We start from the raw sequence: 24,239 nt of genomic DNA, 5'->3' as shown, positions 1-24,239 counted from the left end.
CCCGCCCGTCATCGAGACGCCGCTGACGAAGCTGGTCGGGGTGCGGCACCCGATCGTGCAGACCGGCATGGGCTGGGTGGCGGGCCCCCGCCTGGTCTCGGCGACGGCGAACGCCGGGGCGCTCGGCATCCTGGCCTCCGCGACCATGACGGTCGAGCGGTTGCGCTCGGCCGTGCGCGAGGTGAGGTCCCGTACGGAGGCGCCGTTCGGGGTCAATCTGCGGGCCGACGCGGGCGATGCCCGGGAGCGTGTCCGGGTCATCGTCGAGGAGGGCGTGCGCGTGGCGTCCTTCGCGCTGGCGCCGTCCAGGGAGCTCATCGCCGAGCTCAAGGACGCGGGCGTGGTGGTGATCCCCTCGGTCGGCGCGCGAAGGCACGCAGAGAAGGTCGCCGCGTGGGGCGCGGACGCGGTCGTCGTGCAGGGCGGCGAGGGCGGCGGTCACACCGGCGAGGTGGCCACGACGGTCCTGCTGCCGCAGGCCGTGGACGCGGTGGACATCCCGGTGGTCGCCGCGGGCGGGTTCTATGACGGACGGGGCCTGGTCGCCGCGCTCGCCTATGGCGCGGCGGGCGTGGCCATGGGCACGCGTTTCCTGCTCACCTCGGACTCGCCGGTGCCGGACGCGGTCAAGGCGCGCTATCTGGCGGCCTCCGTGAGGGACGTCACGGTCACCACGCGCGTGGACGGCCTTCCGCACCGGATGCTGCGCACGGAGCTGGTGGCCGGCCTGGAGAAGTCGGGCGGCCTCGCGTCCCTGGCCCGGGCGGTGCGGCATGCGGCGGCGTTCCACAGGCTCTCCGGGCTGGGGTGGGCCCGGATGGCGCGCGACGGCCTCGCGATGAGGCGCGGCAAGGACCTGACGTGGAGCCAGGTCCTCCTCGCGGCGAACACGCCGATGATGCTGAAGTCGGCGATGGTCGACGGCCGCCCGGACGCGGGGGTGATGGCGTCGGGCCAGATAGCCGGCCTGATCGAGGACGTGCCGTCGTGTGCGGAGTTGGTGGAGCGGGTGATGGTGGAGGCGTGGGAGGTGATGGGGCGACTGGGGGCGAGGGGGTGAAGCAGTCGGACCTGGCGTCAAGCTCCGGGCCTTTCGAGGCAGGGCCGGATCAAGGGACGCGTAGGCCTCCTGAGTCCCGCCAAGGGCCACCCCGCGCCGGGGCGGCGGGCCCCGGACCCGCCCGAGGTGAAGCCGACGCCCAGCTGCCCCGCGGTGCGGCCCGGCGTCAGCCCTTCACCAGGGGCATGTGTGCGAGCGCCCGCTCCGCGAGGCCGTCGGCTCCGCAGGTCCGTGCGAGGGTGAGACCGCGTTCCAGCTCCGGCACGGCGTCCGCCGCGATGCCGTACTCGACTCGGGCCACCGCGTGTTCGTACGCACAGGGCGACGCCTCCAGGTAGGTCGCCGCCTGGCGGTACAGGGCGATGGAGCGCGGGCCCGTCTCCAGGGCGGCCGCACACCGCAGGGCCTCGCCGATCGCTGTGTCCGTGCCGAACCGCTCGGCCTGCATGCGGGCGTCGGAGACGAGGTGCGCGGCCCGCTTCGGGTCCTCGTGCGCCAGGGCGCGGGCGAGGTCGTACGCCCACGGCGCGAGCACCGTGTTGTACTGGCCGCGCGCGGTCAACGCCTTGGCGGTGGCCTCCAGTTCGTTCAGCCCCTCGTCCGTGCGGCCGAGCGCGAGCAGCAGTCTGCCGCGTACGGTCATGGCGTCCGGGACGTAGATCGTGGAGGCGGAGGGCGGCGCGAAGCCGTAGCGGTCGGCGATGGCGCCCGCCTCGCCGATGTGCCCGCGCGCCAGGAGCGTGTCGATGAGCATGCTGGCCGCCTCCCAGTGCATGGGCAGGCCCTTGCCGACGCGGTCGGCAAGGCGCAGGCTCTCGCGCAGGGAGTGCTCGGCGTCGATCAGCCGCCCGCGCCTGCGGTACACATAGCCGAGGAAGGCGTGCGCGAGGGCGAGGTGCCCGCCGCTCCAGCCCGCCGTCTCGTACGCGCGCACGGCCTCGGTGAACAGGCTCTCCGCGCGGTCGAGCCGGTCCGCGAAGGCGTAGGAACCGCCGAGCATCAGACGGAGCTCGAAGCTCCACTCCGTGTCGGTCCAGCCGAGTCCCGGCGCGAGGCGGCCGTTGACGAGGGCGCGGTCGCAGAGTTCGACGACCAGTTCCGCGTTCTCACCGCGGGTCATGGCGTCGAAGGCGCGCAGGATCAGCAGGGCGCGCTCGGAGTTGTCGCGGCCGGTCAGCGGGCCCGCGAGCTTGGCCAGCCGCCGCGACCGTGCCGGGGAGTCCTCCTCGCCCGCGTGGATGCCCTCCCACATGTAGTGCACGGCCTGGAGGCGCAGCAGCGCGGGCCCCTGGTCGAGCCGTGCCGATTCCTCGGCGATGGCCCGCAGTCCCTCCCCCCGCTGGTCGTTGTGGACGAGGGCCTGCGAGAGCCGGCAGACGGCGTCGACGCGCAGCTCCTGGTCGAGGCCACGCATGGAGAGCGCCTCGCGCAGGTGCTTGATGGTGGTGGCGGGCGAGGTGAGCAGCGTGGCGCAGCCCAGTTCGTAGAGCACGCGGGCGTGGATCTCGGGCAGCGGTGGTTCCCGCAGGGCGCGCTCCAGGCAGCGGCGGGCCGCGTCGGGCGCGCCGACGGCGAGATGTTCGGCCGCGGCCTGGCGCAACTGCTCGACCAGGTCGGGATCGTCCTCGGGGTGCACCTCCAGGAGATGCCGGGAGGCGGCCGCGGCGCCCCGGCCCTCCTGCGTGACGACGGCGGCGGCCACGCCGTGCATGGCGGTGCGGGTGGCCGAGGGGATGGAGCGGTAGATCGTGCTCTCGATCTGGGGGTGGACGAACTCCAGGCCGTCCTCGTCGCGGAGCAGGATGCGCGCCGCGCAGAGCTGCTCGGCGCAGCGCTCGGCGGTGGCGCGGGGCATGCCCGCGAGCCGGGCGGCCATGTCCAGGGAGATGGCGGTGCCGAGGATGGCGGCCGCCCAGGCGAAGCGGGTGGCGTCGGTGCCGAGGTCTTCGAGGCGGGCGATGAGGCCTTGGCCCTTGGCCGTGCGGTTGAGGGCGCGCAGGGTGTCCGCCGAGCTCTCCACCGGTTCGAGGTCACTGTCCTGCACCTTGGCGAGCAGTTCGACGGATTCGTAGGGGTTGCCGCCGGTGACCGCCCACACCTCGCGGCAGAACGGGGCGTCGGCGTGCTCGCCGAGCGTGGCGCGGGTCAGCCCCGCGGCGGCGTCCGGGGTAAGCGCGTGCAGCGTGCTGAAGGAGCGGGCCGACGCGGCGACCGACGCCAGATGGCGTGCGCTGTCTCCCCCGGCCTCGCCGGGCCGGTGGGCGATCACGACGAGCACGGACAGCTCGGGCAGGCGGCGGGTGAAGGCGGCCAGCCAGTGCAGGGTCTCCTGGTCGGCCCAGTGCGCGTCGTCGATGAGCAGGACCAGCGGCCATTTGAGCTGCGCCAGCCGGGAGACCACTTCGACGAGGCCGTCGCAGACACCTTGGGGATCGGCCTGCCGGCCGCCGGGCTCGACTACGCCGAGGGCCGGGCCCGCGATGTCGTACCAGTCGCCGAGGTATTCGCGTTCCTCCTCGGGCGTGAACGACACCAGTGCGGGCTGGAGGAGCTGGCGTACGACGTTGAAGGGGACGGAGGTGACGGCTTCACCGCCGCGTGCGTACCAGACCGTGGCGCGGCGTGCTTCCGCGATGCGGCGCACTTCGGCGAGCAGCGCGGTCTTGCCGATGCCGGCCTCGCCGCGGAAGACGAGCAGGCCGCCCGCGCTCATGGCGTCCGCGCAGAGTTCCTCGACGGCCTGGGTCGCCGCGGCGAGTTCGGCGTCGCGCTCCCACAGTGGGGCCCAGGCGGCTCCTCCGGGCCGTCCCTGCGTCATCGCGCTACCTCCCGGAGTCGCTCGATCGACGTACAGAAGTCGAGACTAGCCGGGTCGGGGCCGGTGTGGAGCGCTGTCGGCGCAGGTACTCCCGCAAGGGGTGAGGAAGAGTCCGTTTCGTGGACGCGGAGGGGTTTCCGCATGGCTGCCGGGAGCGGTACGGACGGGGTGTCAGAGGCGTTCGATGATCGTCACGTTCGCCTGGCCGCCGCCCTCGCACATCGTCTGGAGGCCGAACCGGCCGCCCGTGCGCTCCAGTTCGTGCAGGAGCGTCGTCATGAGCTTCGCGCCGGTCGCGCCGAGGGGGTGGCCGAGGGCGATCGCACCGCCGTTGACGTTGACCTTCTCCGGATCCGCGCCGGTCTCCTTCAGCCAGGCGAGGACGACCGGGGCGAACGCTTCGTTGATCTCGACGAGATCGATGTCGTCGATCCGCATGCCGCTCTTCTTGAGGGCGTACGCGGTGGCGGGGATCGGTGCGGAGAGCATCCGGATGGGGTCCTCGCCGCGTACGGAGAGGTGGTGGACGCGGGCGCGAGGCGTCAACCCGTGTTCCGCCACGGCCCGTTCGCTCGCGAGGAGCATGGCCGCGGCGCCGTCGGAGACCTGGGAGGAGCAGGCGGCGGTGATCGTGCCGTCCGCCAGGACGGGTGCGAGGCCCGCCATCTTCTCCAGGGTCGTGTCGCGCCGCGGGCCTTCGTCGGTGGTCACGCCGCCGTACGCGACGACTTCGCGGTCGAAGCGGCCCTCGTCGATGGCGCGTACGGCGCGTCGGTGGGAGCGGAGCGCGAACTCCTCCATGTCACGGCGGGAGATGTCCCACTTGGCGGCGATCAGCTGGGCGCCGTGGAACTGGTTCACGGGCCGGTCGCCGTAGCGGGCGCGCCAGCCTTCGCTTCCCGCGTATGGGCCTTCGGTGAGGCCGAGGGGTTCGGCGGCCTGCCGGGACGCGAAGGCGATGGGGATCATCGACATGTTCTGTGTGCCGCCCGCGACGACGAGGTCCTGGGTGCCGGACAGGACGCCCTGCGCCGCGAAGTGGACGGCCTGCTGGGACGAGCCGCACTGCCGGTCGATCGTCACGCCGGGTACCTCTTCGGGGAGTCCGGCCGCGAGCCAGCTGGTGCGGGCGATGTCCCCGGCCTGCGGTCCGACCGTGTCCAGGCAGCCGAGGACGACGTCTTCCACGGCGGAGGGGTCGATTCCGGCGCGCTCGACCACCGCCTTCAGGACGTGGGCGCCCAGGTCGGCGGGGTGGACCCCGCAGAGGCCCCCCTTGCGCCGGCCGACGGGGGTGCGGACCGCTTCGACGATGTAGGCCTCGGCCATGACTGCGTGCTCCTCGGTCGTGGGGCGCCGCGTGGCGGCGTGCCTCTTACATACGTACGGAGATGCCGTCCAGGACCATCGACAGGTACTGCCGGGCGATCTCCTCGGGGCTGTGGCCTCCGCCGGGGCGGTACCAGGACGCGGCGACCCAGACGGTGTCGCGCACGAAGCGGTAGGCGAGCCGGATGTCCAGGTCGTCGCGGAAGACGCCTTCCGCGACGCCGCGCTCCAGCGTCGTCAGCCACGTCTTCTCGAAGCGCTGCTGGGAATCGGACAGGTACTCGAAGCGCTGCTGCGCGACCAGGTGCCTGGACTCCTTCTGGTAGATCGCGACGGCGGCGCGGTGCCGGTCGATCTCCCGGAAGGACTCGGTGACGAGCGCTTCGAGCGTCGCGCGGGGGTCGAGCCCGGCCTGCAGCACGGTGTCGTACCCGTCCCACAGTTCGGTGAGGAAGGTGCGGAGGATCTCTTCGAGCATCGACTCCTTGGAGTCGAAGTGGTAATAGAGGCTGCCGGCGAGCATGCCCGCGGCGTCGGCGATCTTGCGGACCGTGGTGGCGTTGTACCCCTGTTCGGCGAAGACTTCCGCGGCGATGCCGAGGAGTTCGCGGCGCCGCTCGGGGGAGGGGCTCACCTGGGGCTTCTTCTTGGTGGTACCGCTCGGCCCGCCGGTGCTCCGGTTCTTGGCGCTCTGGTTCTTTGTGCTCTGGTTCTCGGTGCTCTGGTTCGATTTCGACACACGGTCATTCTCCGCCTAGGCGTGCTGGCTGCTGACCGAGACGGTCTCGCCCGTCATGTACGAGGAGTAGTCGCTGGCAAGGAAGACGATGACGTTGGCTATCTCCCAGGGCTGCGCGAACCGTCCGAAGGCCTCGCGGGCCGTGAGCTCTTCGAGGAGCTCCGGGGAGGTGACCTTCGCGAGGTGGGGGTGCACGGCGAGGCTCGGTGAGACCGCGTTGACCCGGATGCCGTGGGGGGCGGCCTCGATCGCGGCGCAGCGGGTGAGGGCCATGACGCCCGCCTTCGCCGCGGCGTAGTGGGACTGGCCGGCCTGGGCGCGCCAGCCCAGCACGGAGGCGTTGTTCACGATCACGCCGTGGCTCTGGCCGGAGTCGGCCCGAACGCTCGCCCGCATGCGGCGCAGGGCGGCGCGGGTGCAGCGGAACGTGCCGTTCAGCGTCACGTCGATGACCTTGTCCCACTGCCCGTCGGTCATCTCCGTCAGCTCGGCCGTGCCGCCCAGTCCCGCGTTGTTCACGACGATGTCCAGGCTGCCGTGCCGCCGCTCCGCCAGCTCGAACAGGCTCTGGACCTGTGCCTCCTCGGTGACGTCGCACGGAATGCCGTCGATCCGGTCGGCGCCGAACTCCTCGGCGAGCGCCGCCGCCGTCTCCTTCGTGCGGCGCGGGTGGGCGTCCCCTATGACGACGCGCGCGCCCTCTTCCAGGAAGCGGCGCGCGGTGGCGCCGCCGATGCCCGCGCCGGCGGCCGCCGTGATCACGGCGGTGCGGCCCGCGAGCAGGTCGTGTCCCGGCGGACAAGCGGGTGCGTCCATGAGCGGCCCTCCGTCTCGGTGCTGGCTCGGCGAGCGCGACTTGTCGTCGCGAGCTTGTCGCAGGCTTGTCACGGGCCTTGGCTCTCGACTCCCGCACTGCCTTCACGGTAATCTACCAAACACTTGTTAGGGAAGAGATAAGCACCGGGCGGCCAGGAGGAGGTGGGGCGCTGATGGATCTCGACTTCACCGCCGGGGAGGGCGAGTTCAGACAGCGGGCGCGCGACTGGCTCACCGCGCATGTGCCGGGCGTGCCGCTGCCCTCCCTGGAGACCGAGGAGGGCTTCGCGGCCCACCGGGAGTGGGAGCGCGAGCTCGCCGCCGGCCGCTGGTCGGTGGTCTCCTGGCCCGAGGAGTACGGCGGTCGGGGCGTCGACATCGTCAAGTGGCTGGTGTTCGAGGAGGAGTACTACGCGGCGGGGGCGCCCGGCAGGGTCTCGCAGAACGGCGTCAGCCTGCTCGCCCCGACCCTCTTCGACTTCGGCACCGCCGAGCAGCGCGCGCGGGTGCTGCCCTCCATGGCGACCGGCGAGGTGATCTGGGCCCAGGCCTGGTCGGAGCCCGAGTCGGGCTCGGACCTCGCGTCACTGCGCTCCACCGCCCGCCGCACGGAGGGCGGTTGGCTGCTTCAGGGGCAGAAGACGTGGTCGTCACGGGCCGCCTTCGCGGATCGCGCGTTCGGACTCTTCCGCAGTGAGCCGCGCGAGACCGGCGCGGAGACCGTGAGCAAGCCGCATCAGGGCCTCACGTATCTGATGTTCCCGCTCGACGCCGACGGTGTGACGGTCCGCCCCGTGGGCCGCCTGGACGGGAAGCCGGCCTTCGCCGAGCTCTTCCTCGACGACGTCTTCGTGCCCGACGACGACGTGATCGGCGAGCCGGGTCAGGGCTGGCGCATCGCCATGTCCACCACGGGCAACGAACGCGGCTTGATGCTGCGCTCCCCCGGCCGCTTCCTCGCCTCCGCGGACCGCCTCGTGCGGCTCTGGCGGGCGCACGGCGACCCGGCGGACACCGCGCTGCGCGACCGTGTCGCCGACGCCGTCATCGGGGCGCGCGCGTACGAGTTGTTCACGTGGGCCACCGCGTCGCGCTTCGCGGCCGGGGAGCGGATCGGCGCCGAGTCCAGCCTCAACAAGGTCTTCTGGTCGGAGTACGACATCGCGCTGCACGAGACGGCGCTGGATCTCCTGGGCGCGGACGGTGAGCTGGTCGACCGCGCGACGGCGGAGGCCGGCCTCTCGCGGTCCGACAACGTCGACTGGGCGGAGGGCTACGTCTTCTCGCTCGCCGGGCCCATCTACGCCGGCACCAATGAGATCCAGCGCGACATCATCGCCGAGCGGCTGCTCGGCCTGCCGAAGGGACGCCGCTGATGAGGTTCCTCCTGGACGCGGAACAGCGGGAGTTCGCGCGGACCCTCGACGCGATGCTGGCGGCGGCCGACACGGTGACGGCCACGCGCGCGTGGAGCACCGGCGACCACGCGCCGGGCCGCGCGGTCTGGGCGCGGCTCGCGGAGGCGGGGGTCTTCGCGCTGCCGGTTCCGCAGGAGTACGACGGCGTAGGCCCGCTGCCCGTCGAAACGGCCGTCGCCTTCGTGGAGTTGGGCCGGCACGCCGTGCCTGGTCCGGCCGTCGAGACGGTGGCCGTGGCGGCGCTGTTGACACGCCTCGCCGAGCTGGGCGAGCCCGGGCCGACCAAGCGGTTCCTCCCCTCGCTCGCCTCCGGTGCCGTGAGCGCGACGCTGACGCTGCCCGGCGGGGGGCCGTACGCGCTGGACGCGGACACGGCGGGCCTGGTCCTCGCCGTGGCCGACGGTGAACTGCGGCTCGCGCCCGGCCACGCGCGCGTGCGGCGCTCCCTCGACCCCGCGCGCCGCCTCGCCGCCCCGCTGCCCGGCGGTGAACCACTCGCCACGGGCCCGGCCGTGGCCGACGCCGCGCGGCACGCGACGGACTGGGCGGCGCTCGCCACGGCCGCGCAGGCGCTCGGTGTCGGGGCGGCGCTGCTCGACAGGACCGTGGCGTACGTGAAGCAGCGCGCCCAGTTCGGGACGCGCATCGGGGCCTTCCAGGCCGTGAAGCACCGGCTCGCGGACGTCCTGGTGCGGCTGGAGTTCGCCCGCCCCCTGGTGCTCGGCGCGGCGCTGACCATGGCCCCCCGGGACATCGCCGCCGCCAAGGTCACGGCAGGCGAGGCGGCATACGGAGCGGCCCGCGCCGCACTCCAGTTGCACGGGGCGATCGGATACACCGCGGAGTTCGACCTCTCCCTGTGGCTCACCAAGGCGAGGGCGCTGCGGAGTGCGTGGGGGGACCCGGGGGTGTGGCGGGGGAGGGTCCTCACCGGGGGCGCGTGATCGGTGCGCGCTGCGGCGAACGCGGAGATCTCGGCGGTGCGTCCGGCGTTGCGGCGCGGAGATCTCAGCGTCGCGCTCGGATCGCGGCGCGGAAATCTCGGCAGTGCGTCCGGCGGCGCGGTGGGGAACTCAGCGGCGCGTCAGGCAGCGTGGCCGGGAAACTCAGCACTGCGCCCGGCGGCGCGGCGCGGGAATCTCAGCACGGCGCCCGGCAGCGTGGCGCGCACCGCCCAGTCGGCGCGGCGTGAACAGCCCAGTTGGCTCGGCGCAACAGCGGAACTAGGCGCTGCGCAAACAGCCCACGTCGGCGCGGCGCAAACCATCCAGCCAGGCGCGGCGCCAGATGCGGAGTTGGGCACGCGGCGCGAACAAGCGAGTCGGACGCGGCGCGCACAGCACAGCCAGGCGCGGCCCGAACAGCCCACGCGGGCGCGGCACGACATGCAGAGTTGGCTCGGCCCGAACAGCCCACTCGGGCCCAGCACCGACAACCCAGTCAGGCACGGCACGACATACGGAGTTGACCCCGCGGCGCAAACAACCGACCTGAACGTAACGCGAACACCCCAGCCGGACCCACTTCGCCAAACGCCACACCCCCTGAGCCCACCCCACCACCAACCGCACAGCAACGCCCTCCACCGCCAATCCGCCCCCGCCCAGCAGGCGCGACGCCCACCCAAAAGGCGCCCCACCGCGCCCCACCCCGCGCGGCCGCGCGTAGCGCACGGCGGATGCGCGGCGCAGAGGCCGGGCGCTCGGCCGGGCCCCCGCGCGGGAGACTCTCTTCGCGCCTCGTCCGCCCTCACGGCCGCGTTCCGTGCGACGCTGGAACACGCTCCACGGCCCGTGTCGCACGCTCCGGCGGGTCTCCGTCCGGCCGGGATGCCTCGACCCCGTTCCGCTTTCCGGGGAGGCGCGTTGAGCCCCGTCGGCGGGATGCGATGATCAAAATCATTGGCGAGCCGACCGAGAAGGAGGCCCCACGTGCGCGTGATCGGGCTCATGTCAGGGACCTCGTACGACGCGATCGACGCCGCCGCGGCCGATCTGGCCCTCGACGGGGACCGGTTGACGCTCACGCCCCTCGGGCTGATCAGCCGCGGCTATGACGAACGGCTGCGCGCCGGCCTCGCCGCGGCGATGCCGCCCGCGACCACCACGCTCGCCGACGTCTGCCGTCTGGACACCGCCATCGGCCGCGCCTTCGCCGCCGCCGCGGTGGAGGCGGACCGCGAGCTGTGCGACGGGCGGGCCGAGTTGGTCGCCTCGCACGGCCAGACGGTCTACCACTGGGTGGCGGACGGGCAGGTGCACGGCACGCTCCAGATCGGCCAGCCCGCGTGGATCGCCGAGGCGACGGGGCTGCCGGTGGTCGCCGACTTCCGCCCGCGCGACATCGCGGCGGGCGGCCAGGGCGCGCCCCTGGTGAGCCTCGTGGACCGGATGTGGCTGCGCGGCCGCCCCGGCGTCCCCGCCGCGCTGAATCTCGGCGGCATCGCCAACATCACCGCCGCCGACGGCACGGCCTTCGACACGGGCCCCGCCAACGCCCTGATCGACGCCGCGGTGAGCGAGGCCACCGGCGGCCGCCTCGCCTACGACCTGGACGGCGAGCTGGCCGCCCGCGGCGCGGTACACCCAGGGCTCCTTGACCGCCTCCTCGCCGAGCCGTACTACGCCCTCGCGGCACCGAAGACGACCGGCAAGGAACTCTTCCATCTGCCCTATCTGCGTACGGCGTTGAAGGGGTACGAGGCGCTGTCCACCGAGGACGTCGTCGCCACGCTCACGCGGCTCACCGCCCGCACGGCCGCCGACGCCGTCCGCTCGGTGCGGGCCTCGGAGGTCATCGTCTCCGGCGGCGGCACCCGCAACCCCGTGCTGATGGCCTTCCTGCGGGCGGAGTTGGGCGGCGGCATCCCCGTGCGCACCTCCGACGAGCTCGGTATGCCGGCCGCGGCGAAGGAGGCGTACGCCTTCGCCGTCCTCGGATTCCTGACCCTGCACGGGCTGCCGGGGACGGTCCCGACGAGCACGGGAGCACGCCACGCGAGCGTGCTGGGCTCCATCACGCCGGGGCGACGGGGCACTCCGTGGCCCGAGACGCTCCCGGAGAAGGAGGCCCCGACCCGCCTGGTCGTCAACGGCCATGGCAGCCGGGCGCGGTAGGCGGCGGGGCGACCGCCCCACCGGCAGGAGGAGGGTGGCAGTGTCCCTTTCCGGGCCCCTCTCATGCCACTTTCACGCTGTACTCATACGCTGGCGCCCATGACGCAGATGACTCCTCCAGGCTGGTACCCCGATCCCGGCCAGGCCGCCGGCGGTCCTCCCACCGAGCGTTGGTGGGACGGGAACGTGTGGACGGATCAGGTGCGCGCCGCCGCGGGCACGCATGCCTACCCGACCCAGCCGGCCTTTCCGGCCCACCCGGGGCAGCCGCCCGCGCCACGGCGCGGACTGCGCGTCGCCATAGCCACGGGCGTGGTGCTGGCCGTCCTCGCCGGGATCGGCGGCGGGGTGTACGCCCTGACCTCCGACGACGACAGCGGCGGCGACGGCGGCTCCGCGGCCAAGGAGCCGTCGTCCGGAGCCCCGCGGGAGCCCGGGGATTCGCAGGCGCCCCGGTCGCCGGACGGCCCGGGCGGGCCGGACACACCCCGGACGCCGGGCCAGGAGTCCGGCTTCGTGAGCGATCCGGTGAACGGCATCCAGATACCCGTACCGGACGGCTGGACCGGTGGGAGGACCCGGGTGGGCGCCGGGGTGCAGACGGAGCCGATCCCCTGTCCGGGCAACCCGGACGAGCGGTGCACGCGCGGCAGCGCGTACTCCCAGTCCGCCGAGGAACTGGGCATCGACGCGAAGACCCCCGAGGCGGCCGCCAAGGCGGACATCAAGAAGAACGCCAAGGAAGGCTACGGCGGCAAGACCTACGGCAAGATCACCTCGCACAAGGTGCTGGCCTCCAGGTCGATCACCGTCGCGGGCCAGAAGGGCTACTACGTCCGCTGGAAGGCGGTCACGGAGAAGAGCGACGACGGCTACGTCGAGTCGCTCGCCTTCCCCTCCCCCGCCAAGAAGTCGAAGATCGTCGTCGTCCGCATGGGCATCGACGACAACCCCAGGGCGCCCTCGCCGTCCTACATGGACCAGATCGCGAAGGGCATCAAGGCGGGGCCCGCCGGGGAGGGCGGCGGAGCCGGGCAGGACGTGTAAGGAGCGCCGACGGGACGTGGTCCCGATGGGCCGGGCGGGGTTCCTCGCCGCTCAGGAGGAACCCCGCCCGGCCCGGGGGTGCGCGCCGCCCCCGTCCCCACGGTGCGGCGCGGGCAGGCCCGAGTCCCCCATCCAATGGACTCGGGCCCACGATCAGGTGAGGCCGAGCGCGGGCAGCACGCAGGCCTCGACGAAACGGGTCAGATACTCCTCGTCGGCGTGGGCGCCTTCGATGATGGGCCTCGCCCGCAGCACGCCGAACAGCTGCACCGTGACGAACTCCACCGCCGGGTGCCCCTCGGCGATCTCGCCGCGCTCCACACCGCGCCGGATGATCGCGTCCATGGCCTGGAGCTCCGGCTCGACCAGTGTCTCGCGCAGCACCCGCTGAAGGTCCACGTCCTGGAGGACCGCGTGGCTGAGCGCCTGGACCAGCATCGTGTCACGCCCCGACTGCTCGCCCGCTGCCCGGGCCGCCGCCCGCAGGTCCCCGGCGAGGCTCCCGGTGTCGATGCCCTGGAACCGCACGCAGCGGTTGGCCCGCAGCGCAGCGGCCACGAACTGGGGCTTGGACTTCCACTGGCGGTAGAGCGTGGACTTGCTGCACCGGGTGCGGGCGGCGACACCCTCCATGGTCAGAGCCTCGTACCCGCATGCGCGGAGCTGGTCGAGGACGGCGTCGTAGAACTCCTGCTCACGCTCGGGCGTGATCTTCGAGCGGCTCGACGTCGACGTCATGGCTCTTCCCCTCGGTACGGCGGCCGGATCAGCTCGATCGACCCTTCGTCGACTCGATCAGCCCTCATCGATACGCCAGTGTACCGGTACGCCGCCGTATCGGTACACTGGCGTATCGATGAGTGAGGCGCTTCCTCGCTCCGCACCGCACTACCCAGTCATCATGCAAAGGGGCCGGGGGATGGATTCCCGAACCGAGCCTGCCGAACGGGAGCCGGACACAGCTGTCCGGCCACCCCTCGTCCGCGAGCTCCTCCTCGTCGTAGGGCTTTTCCTCGTCTACAAATTCGGCAGGCAGCTCGCCAACGGCCACACCGGCGAGGCGTTCCACAACGCGCACCGCGTATGGGACGCCGAGCGGACGCTGCGCCTGCCCGGCGAGGGCGCCGTGCAGGACGCCCTGCTGAGCGGCGACACGCTGATCCACGTCGCGAACACCTACTACGCGACCGTGCACTTCCCGGCGACGCTGCTCTTCCTGGTCTGGCTGTACCTGCGCCGGCCCCGGCACTACGTCTGGACGCGGCGGGTGCTCGCCGTGCTGACCGCCGCCGCGCTCGTCCTGCACCTCGGCTTCCCGCTCGCGCCGCCGCGGATGCTGGACGCCGCGCACCTCGTGGACACGGCGCAGGTGTACGGGCCCTCGGTGTACGCCGCCAAGCCCGCGACCGACACCATGGCCAACCAGTTCGCGGCCATGCCCTCCCTGCACTTCGGCTGGGCGCTGATGCTGGCCATCGGCCTGATCGTCGCCACCTCGACGCGGTGGCGCTGGCTGTGGCTGCTGCACCCCCTGCTGACGCTCCTTGTGATCGTCGGCACCGCGAACCACTACTGGCTCGACGCGATCGTGGCGACCGCGCTGCTCGGCGTCGCGCTCGCGGTCATCCGCCTGCCGCGCCCCGCCCGGTCGCTGGTCGTACGGCGCTCCGGGGATGCCCGTCCCGAGCCGGAGCCCCGGGCCACGGTCTCGGCGGACCCCCTCCCCCGTACGCCGGAACTGATCACCTCGGGGGCCGGTCAGTGAACGCCACTCTTCTCGCCGTCGCGCTCTCCCTCGTCTCGGCGGGTGCCTACGCCGCCGCCGCGGTCGCCCAGGAACGGCTCGCCTCACGGATCGCCGAGGGCGAGAGCGGGGCCCTGCGGATGCTCGGCAGCGGCGTCTGGTGGTCCTCGGTGGGGCTCAACGCCGCCGCCGCGCTGCTGCACGTGGCCGCCCTGAAGTACGGGCCGCTCACGCTGGTCCAGCCGCTGGGCGCGCTCACGCTCGTGGCCGCCGTGCCGCTCGGCGCGCGGCTCGCGGGGCGCCGGGTCACGCGTCTGGAGTGGCGCGGCACCGGCCTCACGCTCATAGGCCTCGGGGCGCTGCTCCTGACCGCTTCGGGACCGGCGCCGAACGACACGCTGACGGTGCCCGAGGCGCTGGTCGTGGCCGCCGCGACGATGGCGGTCATCGGGATGCTGTCCCGCCCCGGCACGCGGCCGGGACTGCGGCACGCGACCGCGTCCGGCTTCGCCTCCGGGGTCGCCTCGGCGCTCACCCAGACCGTGACGGTGGCCGTGACCGACCGTACGGGGCCGCTGCTCGGTCCGCAGGTCGTGATCGTGGCGCTGCTCGTCGCGGCGTTCGCCGCCGGTGGTCTGCTGCTCTCGCAGACCGCCTACCGCGGCGGCCTCGGCGCACCGCTCGCCGTGGTGACCCTGTCCAACCCGCTGGCGGCCTCGGTCATCGGCGTGGCCCTGCTCGGCGAGCGGCTGCGGGGCGGCGCCGGCGGGATCCTCGCCGCGGTGGCGGGCGCGATGGTGGCGGCGTACGGAGTCGTGGTGCTCACCCGGTCGCCACGGAGCCCCGCGGCCGAGCCGGCGCGGGAGTACCTGCCGTCGATCCCCGGCCCGTCCGTGGAACCGGCGGCGCTGCGCCTGTCACGGCCCTGACCGGGCGGCGTACGCACGCGAAACGGCGTCGGCCGCCCTCCCTGCGGGAGGGCGGCCGACGCCGTTTTCATACCTGCGCCTACCGGCGCGGCCCGGTCACCCGAAGCCGCGGGAGTCCTGCTTGAGGGCCGTGTCGACCGTCAGGGCCGTCGCCACGACGAGGCTCAGGAGCGGCTCGGGCAGCTGGTAGTGGATCTGGAGGACGTAGTTGTCCGCGGTGGTGAACATGGTCTTGGCGAGACCTTCCCAGGTCTTCGTGATCCGGGCGACCTCGTTGTCCGCGTGGTCGACGATCGAGAAGTTCCAGGCGCGCCAGTTCTCCGCCTTGATCGCGCCGACCTGCCGGCCGTCCGCCATCATCGCGAAGTTGATCTTGCCGATCATGTTCTGCTGGACGATCTCGCCGACCGGCTGCCCGTCGGCGCGCTCGACGATCACCCGCGACTTCATGAACTTCCGCGGGCGGGTCAGCAGCATCTGCGGCTGGCCGTACGCGTCGCGGATCTCCAGCTTGTGCGTCATGAACTGGTCGATGCTGGCGACGAAGCGAGCGATCTTCTTCAGCGCGCTCTGGCCGACCTGCACGACCGAGCCGAGCGTGTTGCCCGCCTGGTCCATCACGCTGTACTCGTTCGTCAGCTCGATGAGCTTGGCCTTCTGGTTCACCACCAGGACCGGCTCGGTGAACAGCGTGCCGCCGCCCTGCGCCGACGGCGTGACGCCCGCCTGCTGCTGCACCTGACGCTGCACCTTCGCCGGGTCGACGGCCGGGGGCGCGACCGGCGCGGCCTGCGGCCGGCCGAACTGCCCCTGCGGGGCCTGCGGCTGCTGCGGCACCTGCTGGGCCTGGGCCTGCGCCGGCTGGCCCTGCGGGGCCGGGCTGGTGTGCTCCGTCCACTGGGAGCCGTCCCACCAGCGGAGGAGTTGCGGCGCCCCGTGCGGGTCCGGGTGCCAGCCTGCGGGTGTGTTCGAATGCGTTGTCACCCGGGTGACCCTACCCTCCGGATATGGGCGGTCCGCCAGCCCCTTGCGAGGTCGTGACCTCCCCGCGAAGCCGTCGGGACACTCACAGCGTGACCTCGACCTTCAGGGCGCCCTGCGCGTCCCGCAGTTGCACCGCCGCGATCCGCCCCGCCGCCCGGACGTCGTCCGAAGCCGCCGCGAAGCGGTCGAGGGTCGCTCACTCCGCCGTGACCAGCACCCCCGCGGCCTCGGCCCGCATCGAGAGCCGGGCCTGCGACTTGGCCTTGCGGACCGCCGCGATGGCCTCGGCCGCCGTGGCGAGGACCGCCGCGTCGCCCGCGTACTCCCGCAGTGCGCAGGCGTCCGGCCAGGCGGCGCGGTGCACGGAGCCGTCCCGCCACCAGGAGACTTCCTTGCCACGCATGCGCTGGCAGCGCGTGACGGCGTCGGTGTGCGTGTACGAGAAGACGAATACGCCCGACTCGTCCCAGCGCCGCGACCACTTCTCTTCGAGCCCGTCGAGGACGGGCTTGTCGGGGGCCCCGGAGGGGCGGGGAGGGGGTGTTCGTCATGCGCCCCGACGCTAGCCGTGGCTCCGACGCGACTGCCTCCCCTTTTCGCTGCGCCTCCCGGGGCCCCGCGCCCTCAGGCGGTGATGATCGCCGGATCGCTCACGCCCGCCGCGCCGGTCTCCACATGGCCCGCGAGCCGCCGCAGGAAGCCCGCGTCGGCGTCGGACTTCACGGTGACGTCGTACCAGCGCTTGCTCGCCCGCAGGTCGACGGTGTGCTGCACGGTGGCGCCCGCCTTGACCTTGAAGGTCTGAGGCGTGCCGCCGTAGGCGTTGGTCAGTGTGAGGTTCACGTCGGTGCTGCCCGCGTTCCTCAGGGTCAGCTTGAGGTTGCCCGTGGTTCCGTCGTGCCGGGCGGTGACCTCGGGGCCCGCCTTCTTGCCCGGGCCCTTGAAGGTGCGCAGGAAGCCGTTCGGGCCGAACACCGACAGGTCGTACGTACCCCCGGAGTACGCCGAGTTCCACGTGTCGGAGAGGGTCTTGCCCGCCTCTGTGGTGTACGTCCAGGGGCCGTCGGTGCGGTTGGCGGAGCGGACGTGGAAGCAGACGCCCGCCTTGTCGCCGCCGCCGAAGGTCAGCGTGAACTTCCCGGCGGCCGCGTCCGCGCCGCCGTCCACCAGGGGCGCGTACGGCAGGGCGCGGGCGGGCCGGGAGCCCGCCTCCTGCTTGGGCAGCTTCGAGCCCGCGGGCGCCTTCGGCACGTAGTCGGGGTGGCGCTTGTCGTCCGGCGGTTCGTACGCGGCGGTGTCCGGCAGCGCCGCCGGGCCGGTGTCCTTGCCGCTGAAGTCGAAGGCGGAGGTGAGGTCGCCGCAGACCGCGCGGCGCCACGGCGAGATGTTCGGCTCCTTGACGCCGAAGCGCTTCTCCATGAACCGGATGATCGACGTGTGGTCGAAGACCTCGGAGTCCACGAAGCCGCCGGTGCTCCACGGCGAGACGACGATCATCGGGACGCGCTGGCCCAGGCCGTAGTGCCCGGCCGCGTAGGAGGCGTTGCCCGGGAAGTAGTCGAGCGCCGTGTCGACGGTGGACTTGCCCTGGGCGGCGTCCTTCGGGACGTACGGCGGGACGATGTGGTCGAAGTAGCCGTCGTTCTCGTCGTACGTGACGAACAGCGCCGTCTTCGCCCACACCTCGGGGTTGGCGGTGAGGGCGTCCAGGACCTGCGCGATGTACCAGGCGCCGTAGTTCACCGGCCAGTTGGGGTGCTCGGTGAAGGCCTCGGGGCAGGCGATGTAGGACACCTGCGGGAGGCGGTCCGCCTTCACGTCGGCCTTGAGGATGTCGAAGTAGCCGTCGCCCGCCTTGGCGTTGGTGCCGGTGCGGGCCTTGTCGTAGAGCGGGTCGCCGGGCTTGGCGCTGCGGTACTTGTTGAAGTAGAGGAGCGAGTTGTCGCCGTAGTTGCCGCGGTAGGCGTCGTCGATCCAGCCCCAGTGGCCCGCGGCGTCCAGGCCGTCGCCTATGTCCTGGTACACCTTCCAGGAGACGCCCGCCTGCTCGAGGCGCTCGGCGTACGTCGTCCAGTCGTAGCCCGCCTCCTGGTTGCCGAGGACCGGGCCGCCGCCCTTGCCGTCGTTGCCGACGTGGCCGGTGAGCATGTAGTAGCGGTTGGGGTCGGTGGCCCCGATGAAGGAGCAGTGGTAGCTGTCGCAGATCGTGAACGCGTCGGCGAGCGCGTAGTGGAACGGGATGTCGTCCCGTTCGAGGTACGCCATCGTCCGCTCGGACTTCGCGGGGATCCACTGGTCGTACTTGCCGTTGTTGAACGCCTTGTGGCCGCCTGCCCAGTCGTGGTCGAGGCCCGCGATGAACTGCATGCCGAGGTTCTCGGCGTCCGGGTGGAAGGGCAGGACCTCCCTGCCGCCGCTCGGCTGGTGCCAGACCGGCTTGCCGTTGGGCAGCGTCACCGGGCGCGGGTCGCCGAAGCCCCGTACGCCCTTCATCGTCCCGAAATAGTGGTCGAAGGAACGGTTCTCCTGCATCAGCACCACGACGTGCTCGACGTCCTGGATGGTGCCGGTGGCGCGGCGCGCGGGCAGCGAGGCGGCGCGGGCGATGCTCTGGGTGAGCGCGGCGTAGGCCGCGGTGCCGCCGGCCAGCTGCATGAAACGGCGCCGATTGAGTTCAGGCATGTGTGTTTCCGACCTCGTGTTTCGTGGGGGCGGTCCGTGGGGGACGCGAGCGGGTGAAGTGTGTCAAGGGGAGCAAGCGATACGGAAGGGCCCGTGACCCGCGGGTGAAGAGAAGTCCAACCTTCGGCGGGCTCGACACAAGGCTCCGGCCTTTCCCCGCCGGTGGCCGTCCCGGGCGTGTCGGATGTGACGGGCGCCTCCAAGGGGTAGGTGCCGTGGGCAACCATGCGGCACCATGAGGCCCCGACCCGTCTCACCGCCCGGGAGAGTCCATGACTGTGCGCGTCCACGGCACCTGTGCACCCGGATTCGAGCACGTACGCGAGGAGTTCATACGCAACTTCACCGAGCGCGACGATCTGGGGGCGTCCGTCGCGGCCACGGTCGACGGCGCGTTCGTCGTGGACCTGTGGGCCGGTGACGCCGACCGCACGGGCTCCCGCCCCTGGGAGCGCGACACGCTGGTGAACGTCTACTCCACGACCAAGGGCATGACGGCGCTCTGCGCCCATCTGCTCGTGGACCGCGGCGAGTTGGACCTGGACGCGCCGGTCGCGCGGTACTGGCCCCGGTTCGCGCAGGCGGGCAAAGCGGACCTTCCGGTGCGGTGGCTGCTGAGCCACCGCAGCGGGTTGATCGCGCCGGGCGAACCCCTTGGCCCCGGCGCGGTGTACGACTGGGAGAAGGTCACCGAGGCGCTGGCGGCCACCGCGCCGTGGTGGCGGCCCGGCACCGCGCAGGGTTATCACGCGGTGACGTTCGGCTTTCTCGTCGGTGAGGTGGTGCGGCGCGTCACCGGGGTCTCGCTCGGCGCCTTCCTGCGTGCGGAGGTGACCGGGCCGCTGGGCGCCGACGTCTTCATCGGTACGCCGGCGAGCGAGCACGGGCGGTGCGCGGACATGGCGTCGGCACTGGGCCGGCCACAGGGCGCGCTCGACCCGGTCCCGGAACCACCGGTGCGCGGCCTCGACGACCACCCGATGGCGCCGGTCACGCTGGCCTTCGGGTACCTGCCGCTCAGCGACGTGAACGGCGCGGCCTACCGGAGCGCGGAGATCCCCGCGGCCAACGGCCATGCCACGGCGCGCGGACTCGCCACGGTGTACGCGGAGTTGGCGTGCGGCCGGCTGCTGGCCGCCGAGACGGTGGAGCGGCTGCGCACGGGGCAGAGTGGCGCCGACGAGCCGGACCTGGTGCTGCGCGCGGGCACCCCGCTCGCCGAGACCTGGCAGTGGGGCCTCGGCTTCATGCTCAATCAGTACGGGCAGGCGGGCCCCAACCCCCGGGCGTTCGGGCACGGCGGTGCGGGTGGCTCCTACGCCTTCGCCGACCCGGAGAACCGCGTCTCGTTCGCGTACACGATGAACCGCATGGGCGCAGGAACGTCCGGGGAGGATCTGCGCAGCGTGCATCTGGTCGGCGCGCTCTACAAGGCGCTGAAGGTTCTGGGTGCGCCGGGGCCATTGGGGTCGTAGGGGTCGCACGGGCGCGGGTCGAACCGCGCTGCATGATGGGAACATGACCACACGCAGACGAGCCGCCTTCTTCACGGGCGAAGAGTCCGACGCCCGGTACGGCACCCCCACCACCGGCGACGAACGGACGCTTCTCGCCAACTTCCTGTGGGCCCAGCGCGCGACCCTGGAGCTCAAGTGCGCCGGGCTGCGGGAGGAGTTGGACCGGCGGTCCGTCGCGCCCTCCGCGCTGTCGCTGCTCGGCCTCGTCCGGCATCTCACCGACGTGGAGCGCCGCTGGTTCCGCAGGGATCTCGCCGGGCAGGACGCGGGGCCCCTCTACGCCACGCCGGACAACCCCGACCAGGACTTCGACGGCGCCGTGGCGGAGCCCGGGGCCGTCGAGGAGGCGTGGGCGGCCTGGCGTGCGGAGGTCGCGTTCGCCGAGGAGTTCGTCGCCGAGGCGGCCGATCTCGACATCGAGGGCCAGGACTCCTGGCTGGGCGCCGTGTCGCTGCGCTGGGTGCTGGTGCACATGATCGAGGAGTACGCGCGCCACAACGGCCACGCCGACCTGATCCGGGAGCGGATCGACGGTGCCGTGGGGTTGTGAGGTCGAGGTCACGTGCAGGCGGACGGGGCAGGGGCCGAGGTTCCGCTTTCCGGCGTGACAGCGGGCCCGGCCATGGAAGGTACGGCGGAAAAAATGAGAGGACAGTTCCGTTTGTCCGTTGATATCTTTCGGATCATGGAACCCGTCAGTGAAAAAGAGATCCGCGCCTCCTTCGTGAACTGTTCGAAGGGCGAGGCGAACAGGCTCACGCTGCCGACGGGCTTCGCCGACACCCCCTGGAGCGACCTGGACTTCCTGGGCTGGCGCGACCCCAAGGCCCCCGAGCGCGGCTATGTGGTGACGTGGCGGGACGGCGAGCTCATGGGCATCGCGCTGCGCGCCTCGACCGGGCCGCGCAAGAGCCTGCTCAAGTCCAGCATCTGCTCGGTCTGTGTGACCCCGCAGGCCGGCTCCGGCATCACGCTGCTCGTGGCCCCGAAGGCCGGGGCGGCGGGCCGTCAGGGGAACTCGGTCGGTCTGTACGTCTGCGCGGATCTGGCCTGCTCGCTCTATGTGCGCGGCAAGAAGACGACGGTGCTCGCCCGCCGCTTCGAGGAGAGCCTCTCCCTGGAGGAGCAGAACGCGCGAACCGTGCAGAACCTGCACGGCTTCCTGGACCAGGTGCTCGCCGGCTGACCACGGGGCCGGGGCCGGAGCACCCGTGCGACGGCCGGCGGTCAGACCGCGCGGGGGTCCACCAGCTGGAGCACGAGGGTGTCCGAGGGCTCGGCGAGCCCCGGCCCGCCCGCCTCGGCCCAGGCAAGTATCCCGTCGAGCGACTCGTCGTCGGTGACGAAGCCGACCCAGGCCGCACGGCCGCCCCGCCTGCGGCCTTCGGACGACGGCTGGACGACGACGACATTGGCCTGGCCGCACGGCCCGAGGCAGTCGCTCGTGCGCACCGCGATCCGGCCCCGCGAGGCGGCCGCCGCCGAGCGCAGCCGCTCCAGCTGCCAGGCGTGGTCGATGCCGGGGTTCTTGCGCGCGTCGCCGCAGCAGCAGCCCCGGCACACGACGAGCGTGCAGGGGCGACGGGCGGCGGCACCGATGGAGACGACGGGACTCATCCCGTGATCATCTCAGGCCCGCCCCGCGCCCCGCGGCTCAGGTGCCGCGTCACCCCGCCGCCCCGCTACCGGCGGCCGAGGTACGCGAGCCCGGGATGCGCCGCCCGGTAGCCCGCCACCAGGCGCCGCGCGACCGTCACGGAGTCGACGAGCGGGTGCAGCGCGAACGCCTTGACGGCGGTGGCGACCGACCCGCTGTCCGCCGCGGCGAGCACCTCGCGCTCCACGGCCTTGACCGCGCACACCAGGCCGGTGGCGTGCCCCGGCAGCGGGGCCACCGTCATGGGGTGGGCGCCGTTGGCGTCGACGGAGCACGGCACCTCGATGACGGCGTCCGCGTCGAGCGCGGCGAGGGTGGTGCCGTTGCGGACGTTGAGGATCAGCGTCGCCCGTTCGTCCCGTGCGATGGCCCGCATCAACGCGAGGGCGACCTTCTCGTACCCGCCGGACTCCAGGTCCTCCTCGGCCCGCTCCCCGACGCCGGCCGCTTCCCTGTTCTCCGCCATGTACGCCGCCTCGCGCTCGGCGAGGGTGTCGTACCAGGCCTTCAGGGCCGGGGTGCCGGGATCCCGTACGGCGTCGTAGAAACGGGCCTGTTGGCCGTGGAGGAAGGCGCCGCGGGTCCGCTCGGCCTGCTGGTAGGCGCGGACGGTGTCGCGGTTGAAGTAGTAGTAGTGCAGGTATTCGTTGGGGATGGCGCCGAGCGACTGGAGCCAGTCGGCGCCGAAGAGCCTGCCCTGCTCGAAGGAGGCGAGGAGGCCGTGGTCGGCGAGCAGCCGCGGCAGTTCGTCGCGGCCCCTGATGTGCAGTCCGCGCAGCCAGCCGAGGTGGTTGAGCCCCACGTAGTCGATGAAGGCCTCGTCGGGGTCGCCGCCGAGCACTTGCGCGACCCTGCGGCCGAGGCCCACGGGTGAGTCGCAGATGCCGATGACGCGGTCGCCGAGGTGGCGGGACATGGCCTCGGTGACCAGGCCCGCGGGGTTGGTGAAGTTGATGACCCAGGCGTCGGGGGCGAGCCGGGCGACGCGCCGGGCGATGTCCACCGCCACCGGCACGGTCCGCAGTCCGTACGCGATGCCGCCCGCGCCGACCGTCTCCTGGCCCAGGACGCCCTCCGCGAGGGCGACGCGTTCGTCGGCGGCGCGCCCCTCCAGGCCGCCGACGCGGATCGCGGAGAACACGAAGTCGGCGCCCCGCAGCGCCTCGTCGAGGTCGGTGGTGGCGGTGACGGCGGGCGCGTCCGCAATACCCTCCGCCTGCTCCGCGAGGACGCGGGTGATGGCACCGAGCCGCGCCGCGTCCAGGTCGTGCAGGACGACGTCGGTGACGCGGCCCTCGGCACGGTCGCCGAGGAGGGCTCCGTAGACGAGCGGCACGCGGAACCCGCCGCCGCCGAGAATTGCCAGCTTCACGTCTTCAACCGCCTTCTGTCGGACTGTTATCGCCGGGGCTCACGTTACGTACGATGGCGCGGCAGCGTTCCGACCCCCACGGAGGTAGCGCCCCGATGACCCTTTGGAAGGCATCAACCGCCCTGTTCGGTGCCGTCACTCTGGCGGTGATGACGGGCGGCGGTGCCTCGGCCGCGCCCGCCTCGCCCGGCGGCTGGCAGGAGTCCGGCACCTCGTACGTCAACTCCCTCACCGGCAGCCAGGGGCTGGCGAGCCGCGCGGACGGCTCTCTCCTCTACCGGGGCCTCGGTTCGATACCGCTGGCCCTGCGCGTCAAGGGGTGGGGGCACATAGGCGACCCGGACATCGCGAACGGCCACACCTTCGACGCCTATCAGGGCGGGGACGGCGCGACGTCGAAGATGTTCGCGGTGACCGCGCCGGACGGCAAGCGCCACCTCTACGAGCACCGGCTCGACGCGGGCGAGAAGCTCAACAACTCCTTCGCCGCCGTCTCGCCCGACGCGCGGTGGCTGGTCTCCGGTGAATGGGGCGACCAGAAGCGCCTCCAGGTCTTCCCCGCCCCGCTGCTCAACCCCTCGACGCCGCCGGCCGGCGGAGCGCTCCCCCAGGCCGGGCAGATCACGCTCGACAAGCCGGTGCGCGACATCCAGGGCTGCGACTTCGTCTCCGCGACGCGGCTGGTGTGCGCCTCCAACGACGCGTCCAGGGAGTTGTTCCCCGAGGACCGGCCCGTCCTCCAGGTCGACCTGGAGCGTGCGCTCGACGGCCGGCCGGTGACCGGCCGCGTCTCCAGCCTCTTCGCGGTGCCGCAGCGCAGCGTCTGCTCGGGCTCCTTCGAGACGGAGGGCGTGGACTACGACTCCGCGCGGCGCACGCTCCGCGTCGAGGTGGTGCCGCCGGCGCCGTGCCTGGTGACGACGGCGGTGTACGCGTACCAGCCGACGACGGGCTGAGCGGCACAAGGCCCGCTGTCCGCCTGTCGGACAGGACGTGTGGGGCGCCACCCGG

21 protein-coding genes are annotated in these 24,239 nt (G+C 72.6%); 11 read left to right on the top strand and 10 right to left on the bottom strand.

Annotated features, from left to right (window positions below; all coding sequences use genetic code 11):
• The first annotated feature begins 10 nt into the window (after nt 1-10).
• A complete protein-coding gene (locus tag KKZ08_RS33765; protein ID WP_223779297.1) occupies nt 11-1,060 on the top strand; it encodes a nitronate monooxygenase in 1,050 nt (349 codons plus the stop codon).
• A gap of 166 nt (nt 1,061-1,226) precedes the next feature.
• On the opposite strand, the gene KKZ08_RS33760 is transcribed toward KKZ08_RS33765, so the two are convergent.
• The 4 genes from KKZ08_RS33760 to KKZ08_RS33745 form a co-directional block, all read right to left on the bottom strand.
• The gene (locus KKZ08_RS33760) at nt 1,227-3,878 is read right to left on the bottom strand and encodes an AAA family ATPase (protein WP_223778042.1); all 2,652 of its coding nucleotides are present in this window, start codon (nt 3,876-3,878) and stop codon (nt 1,227-1,229) included.
• Nucleotides 3,879-4,049: 171 nt separating this feature from the next.
• Nucleotides 4,050-5,207, bottom strand: a complete 1,158-nt coding sequence (locus KKZ08_RS33755; RefSeq protein ID WP_223778041.1) for an acetyl-CoA C-acetyltransferase — start codon at nt 5,205-5,207, stop codon at nt 4,050-4,052.
• Between the two features lie 46 nt (nt 5,208-5,253).
• The gene (locus tag KKZ08_RS33750; RefSeq protein ID WP_223779296.1) at nt 5,254-5,841 is read right to left on the bottom strand and encodes a TetR/AcrR family transcriptional regulator; all 588 of its coding nucleotides are present in this window, start codon (nt 5,839-5,841) and stop codon (nt 5,254-5,256) included.
• Between the two features lie 120 nt (nt 5,842-5,961).
• A complete protein-coding gene (locus KKZ08_RS33745) occupies nt 5,962-6,762 on the bottom strand; it encodes an SDR family oxidoreductase (protein WP_223778040.1) in 801 nt (266 codons plus the stop codon).
• A 173-nt stretch (nt 6,763-6,935) separates the two neighbouring features.
• Here KKZ08_RS33745 and KKZ08_RS33740 point away from each other — a divergent pair, with 173 nt between their 5' ends.
• The 4 genes from KKZ08_RS33740 (at nt 6,936) to KKZ08_RS33725 (ending at nt 12,343) form a co-directional block, all read left to right on the top strand.
• A complete protein-coding gene (locus KKZ08_RS33740) occupies nt 6,936-8,138 on the top strand; it encodes an acyl-CoA dehydrogenase family protein (RefSeq protein ID WP_223778039.1) in 1,203 nt (400 codons plus the stop codon).
• Nucleotides 8,138-9,124 (top strand): acyl-CoA dehydrogenase family protein, encoded by a 987-nt coding sequence (locus tag KKZ08_RS33735; RefSeq protein WP_223778038.1) that lies wholly within the window; start codon nt 8,138-8,140, stop codon nt 9,122-9,124. The genes KKZ08_RS33740 and KKZ08_RS33735 overlap by 1 nt, the downstream gene beginning before the upstream one ends.
• Nucleotides 9,125-10,111: 987 nt before the next feature.
• Entirely contained in the window at nt 10,112-11,296 is a 1,185-nt protein-coding gene (locus KKZ08_RS33730) for an anhydro-N-acetylmuramic acid kinase (protein WP_223778037.1), read from the top strand.
• Between the two features lie 99 nt (nt 11,297-11,395).
• Nucleotides 11,396-12,343 carry a DUF2510 domain-containing protein gene (locus KKZ08_RS33725; RefSeq protein WP_223778036.1) on the top strand — a complete coding sequence of 316 codons (948 nt, stop codon included), beginning with the start codon at nt 11,396-11,398 and terminating at the stop codon, nt 12,341-12,343.
• 153 nt (nt 12,344-12,496) lie between these two features.
• Here the strand turns inward: KKZ08_RS33725 and KKZ08_RS33720 are convergent, their stop codons facing one another.
• Nucleotides 12,497-13,081: a TetR/AcrR family transcriptional regulator gene (locus tag KKZ08_RS33720; RefSeq protein ID WP_223778035.1), complete on the bottom strand. Its 585-nt coding sequence runs from the start codon at nt 13,079-13,081 to the stop codon at nt 12,497-12,499.
• 181 nt (nt 13,082-13,262) lie between these two features.
• Here KKZ08_RS33720 and KKZ08_RS33715 point away from each other — a divergent pair, with 181 nt between their 5' ends.
• Both KKZ08_RS33715 and KKZ08_RS33710 read left to right on the top strand, forming a co-directional pair.
• The gene (locus KKZ08_RS33715; protein ID WP_223778034.1) at nt 13,263-14,108 is read left to right on the top strand and encodes a phosphatase PAP2 family protein; all 846 of its coding nucleotides are present in this window, start codon (nt 13,263-13,265) and stop codon (nt 14,106-14,108) included.
• A complete protein-coding gene (locus KKZ08_RS33710; protein WP_223778033.1) occupies nt 14,105-15,016 on the top strand; it encodes a DMT family transporter in 912 nt (303 codons plus the stop codon). Before KKZ08_RS33715 ends, KKZ08_RS33710 begins: the two co-directional genes overlap by 4 nt.
• Nucleotides 15,017-15,112: 96 nt before the next feature.
• Here the strand turns inward: KKZ08_RS33710 and KKZ08_RS33705 are convergent, their stop codons facing one another.
• The 3 genes from KKZ08_RS33705 to KKZ08_RS33695 form a co-directional block, all read right to left on the bottom strand.
• A complete protein-coding gene (locus KKZ08_RS33705; RefSeq protein WP_223778032.1) occupies nt 15,113-16,000 on the bottom strand; it encodes a phospholipid scramblase-related protein in 888 nt (295 codons plus the stop codon).
• 196 nt (nt 16,001-16,196) lie between these two features.
• Nucleotides 16,197-16,403 (bottom strand): valine--tRNA ligase, encoded by a 207-nt coding sequence (locus KKZ08_RS33700; RefSeq protein ID WP_223778031.1) that lies wholly within the window; start codon nt 16,401-16,403, stop codon nt 16,197-16,199.
• A gap of 221 nt (nt 16,404-16,624) precedes the next feature.
• A complete protein-coding gene (locus KKZ08_RS33695; protein WP_223778030.1) occupies nt 16,625-18,682 on the bottom strand; it encodes a phospholipase C, phosphocholine-specific in 2,058 nt (685 codons plus the stop codon).
• Between the two features lie 272 nt (nt 18,683-18,954).
• On the opposite strand from KKZ08_RS33695, the gene KKZ08_RS33690 reads away from it, so the two are divergent.
• The 3 genes from KKZ08_RS33690 to KKZ08_RS33680 all read left to right on the top strand — a co-directional run bounded on the left by KKZ08_RS33690 (nt 18,955) and on the right by KKZ08_RS33680 (nt 21,385).
• Nucleotides 18,955-20,157, top strand: coding sequence for a serine hydrolase domain-containing protein (locus KKZ08_RS33690; protein WP_223778029.1), 1,203 nt, complete (start codon nt 18,955-18,957; stop codon nt 20,155-20,157).
• Nucleotides 20,158-20,200: 43 nt separating this feature from the next.
• Nucleotides 20,201-20,749 carry a DinB family protein gene (locus tag KKZ08_RS33685; protein WP_223778028.1) on the top strand — a complete coding sequence of 183 codons (549 nt, stop codon included), beginning with the start codon at nt 20,201-20,203 and terminating at the stop codon, nt 20,747-20,749.
• A 135-nt stretch (nt 20,750-20,884) separates the two neighbouring features.
• Nucleotides 20,885-21,385: an FBP domain-containing protein gene (locus KKZ08_RS33680; protein WP_223778027.1), complete on the top strand. Its 501-nt coding sequence runs from the start codon at nt 20,885-20,887 to the stop codon at nt 21,383-21,385.
• 41 nt (nt 21,386-21,426) lie between these two features.
• On the opposite strand, the gene KKZ08_RS33675 is transcribed toward KKZ08_RS33680, so the two are convergent.
• Both KKZ08_RS33675 and KKZ08_RS33670 read right to left on the bottom strand, forming a co-directional pair.
• Complete coding sequence (locus KKZ08_RS33675) at nt 21,427-21,816, bottom strand: (2Fe-2S) ferredoxin domain-containing protein (RefSeq protein WP_223778026.1); 390 nt, start codon at nt 21,814-21,816, stop codon at nt 21,427-21,429.
• A gap of 65 nt (nt 21,817-21,881) precedes the next feature.
• A complete protein-coding gene (locus KKZ08_RS33670; protein ID WP_223778025.1) occupies nt 21,882-23,228 on the bottom strand; it encodes a 6-phospho-beta-glucosidase in 1,347 nt (448 codons plus the stop codon).
• A 149-nt stretch (nt 23,229-23,377) separates the two neighbouring features.
• On the opposite strand from KKZ08_RS33670, the gene KKZ08_RS33665 reads away from it, so the two are divergent.
• Complete coding sequence (locus tag KKZ08_RS33665; protein WP_223779295.1) at nt 23,378-24,184, top strand: hypothetical protein; 807 nt, start codon at nt 23,378-23,380, stop codon at nt 24,182-24,184.
• Nucleotides 24,185-24,239: the final 55 nt, after the last annotated feature.

Origin of the sequence: Streptomyces sp. 135 (assembly GCF_020026305.1) — a bacterium.
Taxonomy (GTDB): Bacteria; Actinomycetota; Actinomycetes; order Streptomycetales; family Streptomycetaceae; genus Streptomyces.
The sequence above is the reverse complement of the archived record's forward strand: the minus strand, read 5'-3'. Positions and strand labels throughout refer to the sequence as shown.

Excerpts from the sequence above, each read along its gene's own strand:
- KKZ08_RS33760 (WP_223778042.1), bottom strand. The coding sequence starts at position 3,878 with ATGACGCAGGGACGGCCCGGAGGAGCCGCCTGGGCCCCACTGTGGGAG.
- KKZ08_RS33745 (WP_223778040.1), bottom strand. The coding sequence starts at position 6,762 with ATGGACGCACCCGCTTGTCCGCCGGGACACGACCTGCTCGCGGGCCGC.
- KKZ08_RS33665 (WP_223779295.1), top strand. The coding sequence starts at position 23,378 with ATGACGGGCGGCGGTGCCTCGGCCGCGCCCGCCTCGCCCGGCGGCTGG.
- KKZ08_RS33685 (WP_223778028.1), top strand. The coding sequence starts at position 20,201 with ATGACCACACGCAGACGAGCCGCCTTCTTCACGGGCGAAGAGTCCGAC.
- KKZ08_RS33695 (WP_223778030.1), bottom strand. The coding sequence starts at position 18,682 with ATGCCTGAACTCAATCGGCGCCGTTTCATGCAGCTGGCCGGCGGCACC.
- KKZ08_RS33740 (WP_223778039.1), top strand. The coding sequence starts at position 6,936 with ATGGATCTCGACTTCACCGCCGGGGAGGGCGAGTTCAGACAGCGGGCG.
- KKZ08_RS33715 (WP_223778034.1), top strand. The coding sequence starts at position 13,263 with ATGGATTCCCGAACCGAGCCTGCCGAACGGGAGCCGGACACAGCTGTC.
- KKZ08_RS33720 (WP_223778035.1), bottom strand. The coding sequence starts at position 13,081 with ATGACGTCGACGTCGAGCCGCTCGAAGATCACGCCCGAGCGTGAGCAG.
- KKZ08_RS33735 (WP_223778038.1), top strand. The coding sequence starts at position 8,138 with ATGAGGTTCCTCCTGGACGCGGAACAGCGGGAGTTCGCGCGGACCCTC.
- KKZ08_RS33675 (WP_223778026.1), bottom strand. The coding sequence starts at position 21,816 with ATGAGTCCCGTCGTCTCCATCGGTGCCGCCGCCCGTCGCCCCTGCACG.
- KKZ08_RS33725 (WP_223778036.1), top strand. The coding sequence starts at position 11,396 with ATGACGCAGATGACTCCTCCAGGCTGGTACCCCGATCCCGGCCAGGCC.
- KKZ08_RS33755 (WP_223778041.1), bottom strand. The coding sequence starts at position 5,207 with ATGGCCGAGGCCTACATCGTCGAAGCGGTCCGCACCCCCGTCGGCCGG.
- KKZ08_RS33690 (WP_223778029.1), top strand. The coding sequence starts at position 18,955 with ATGACTGTGCGCGTCCACGGCACCTGTGCACCCGGATTCGAGCACGTA.
- KKZ08_RS33700 (WP_223778031.1), bottom strand. The coding sequence starts at position 16,403 with ATGCGTGGCAAGGAAGTCTCCTGGTGGCGGGACGGCTCCGTGCACCGC.
- KKZ08_RS33680 (WP_223778027.1), top strand. The coding sequence starts at position 20,885 with ATGGAACCCGTCAGTGAAAAAGAGATCCGCGCCTCCTTCGTGAACTGT.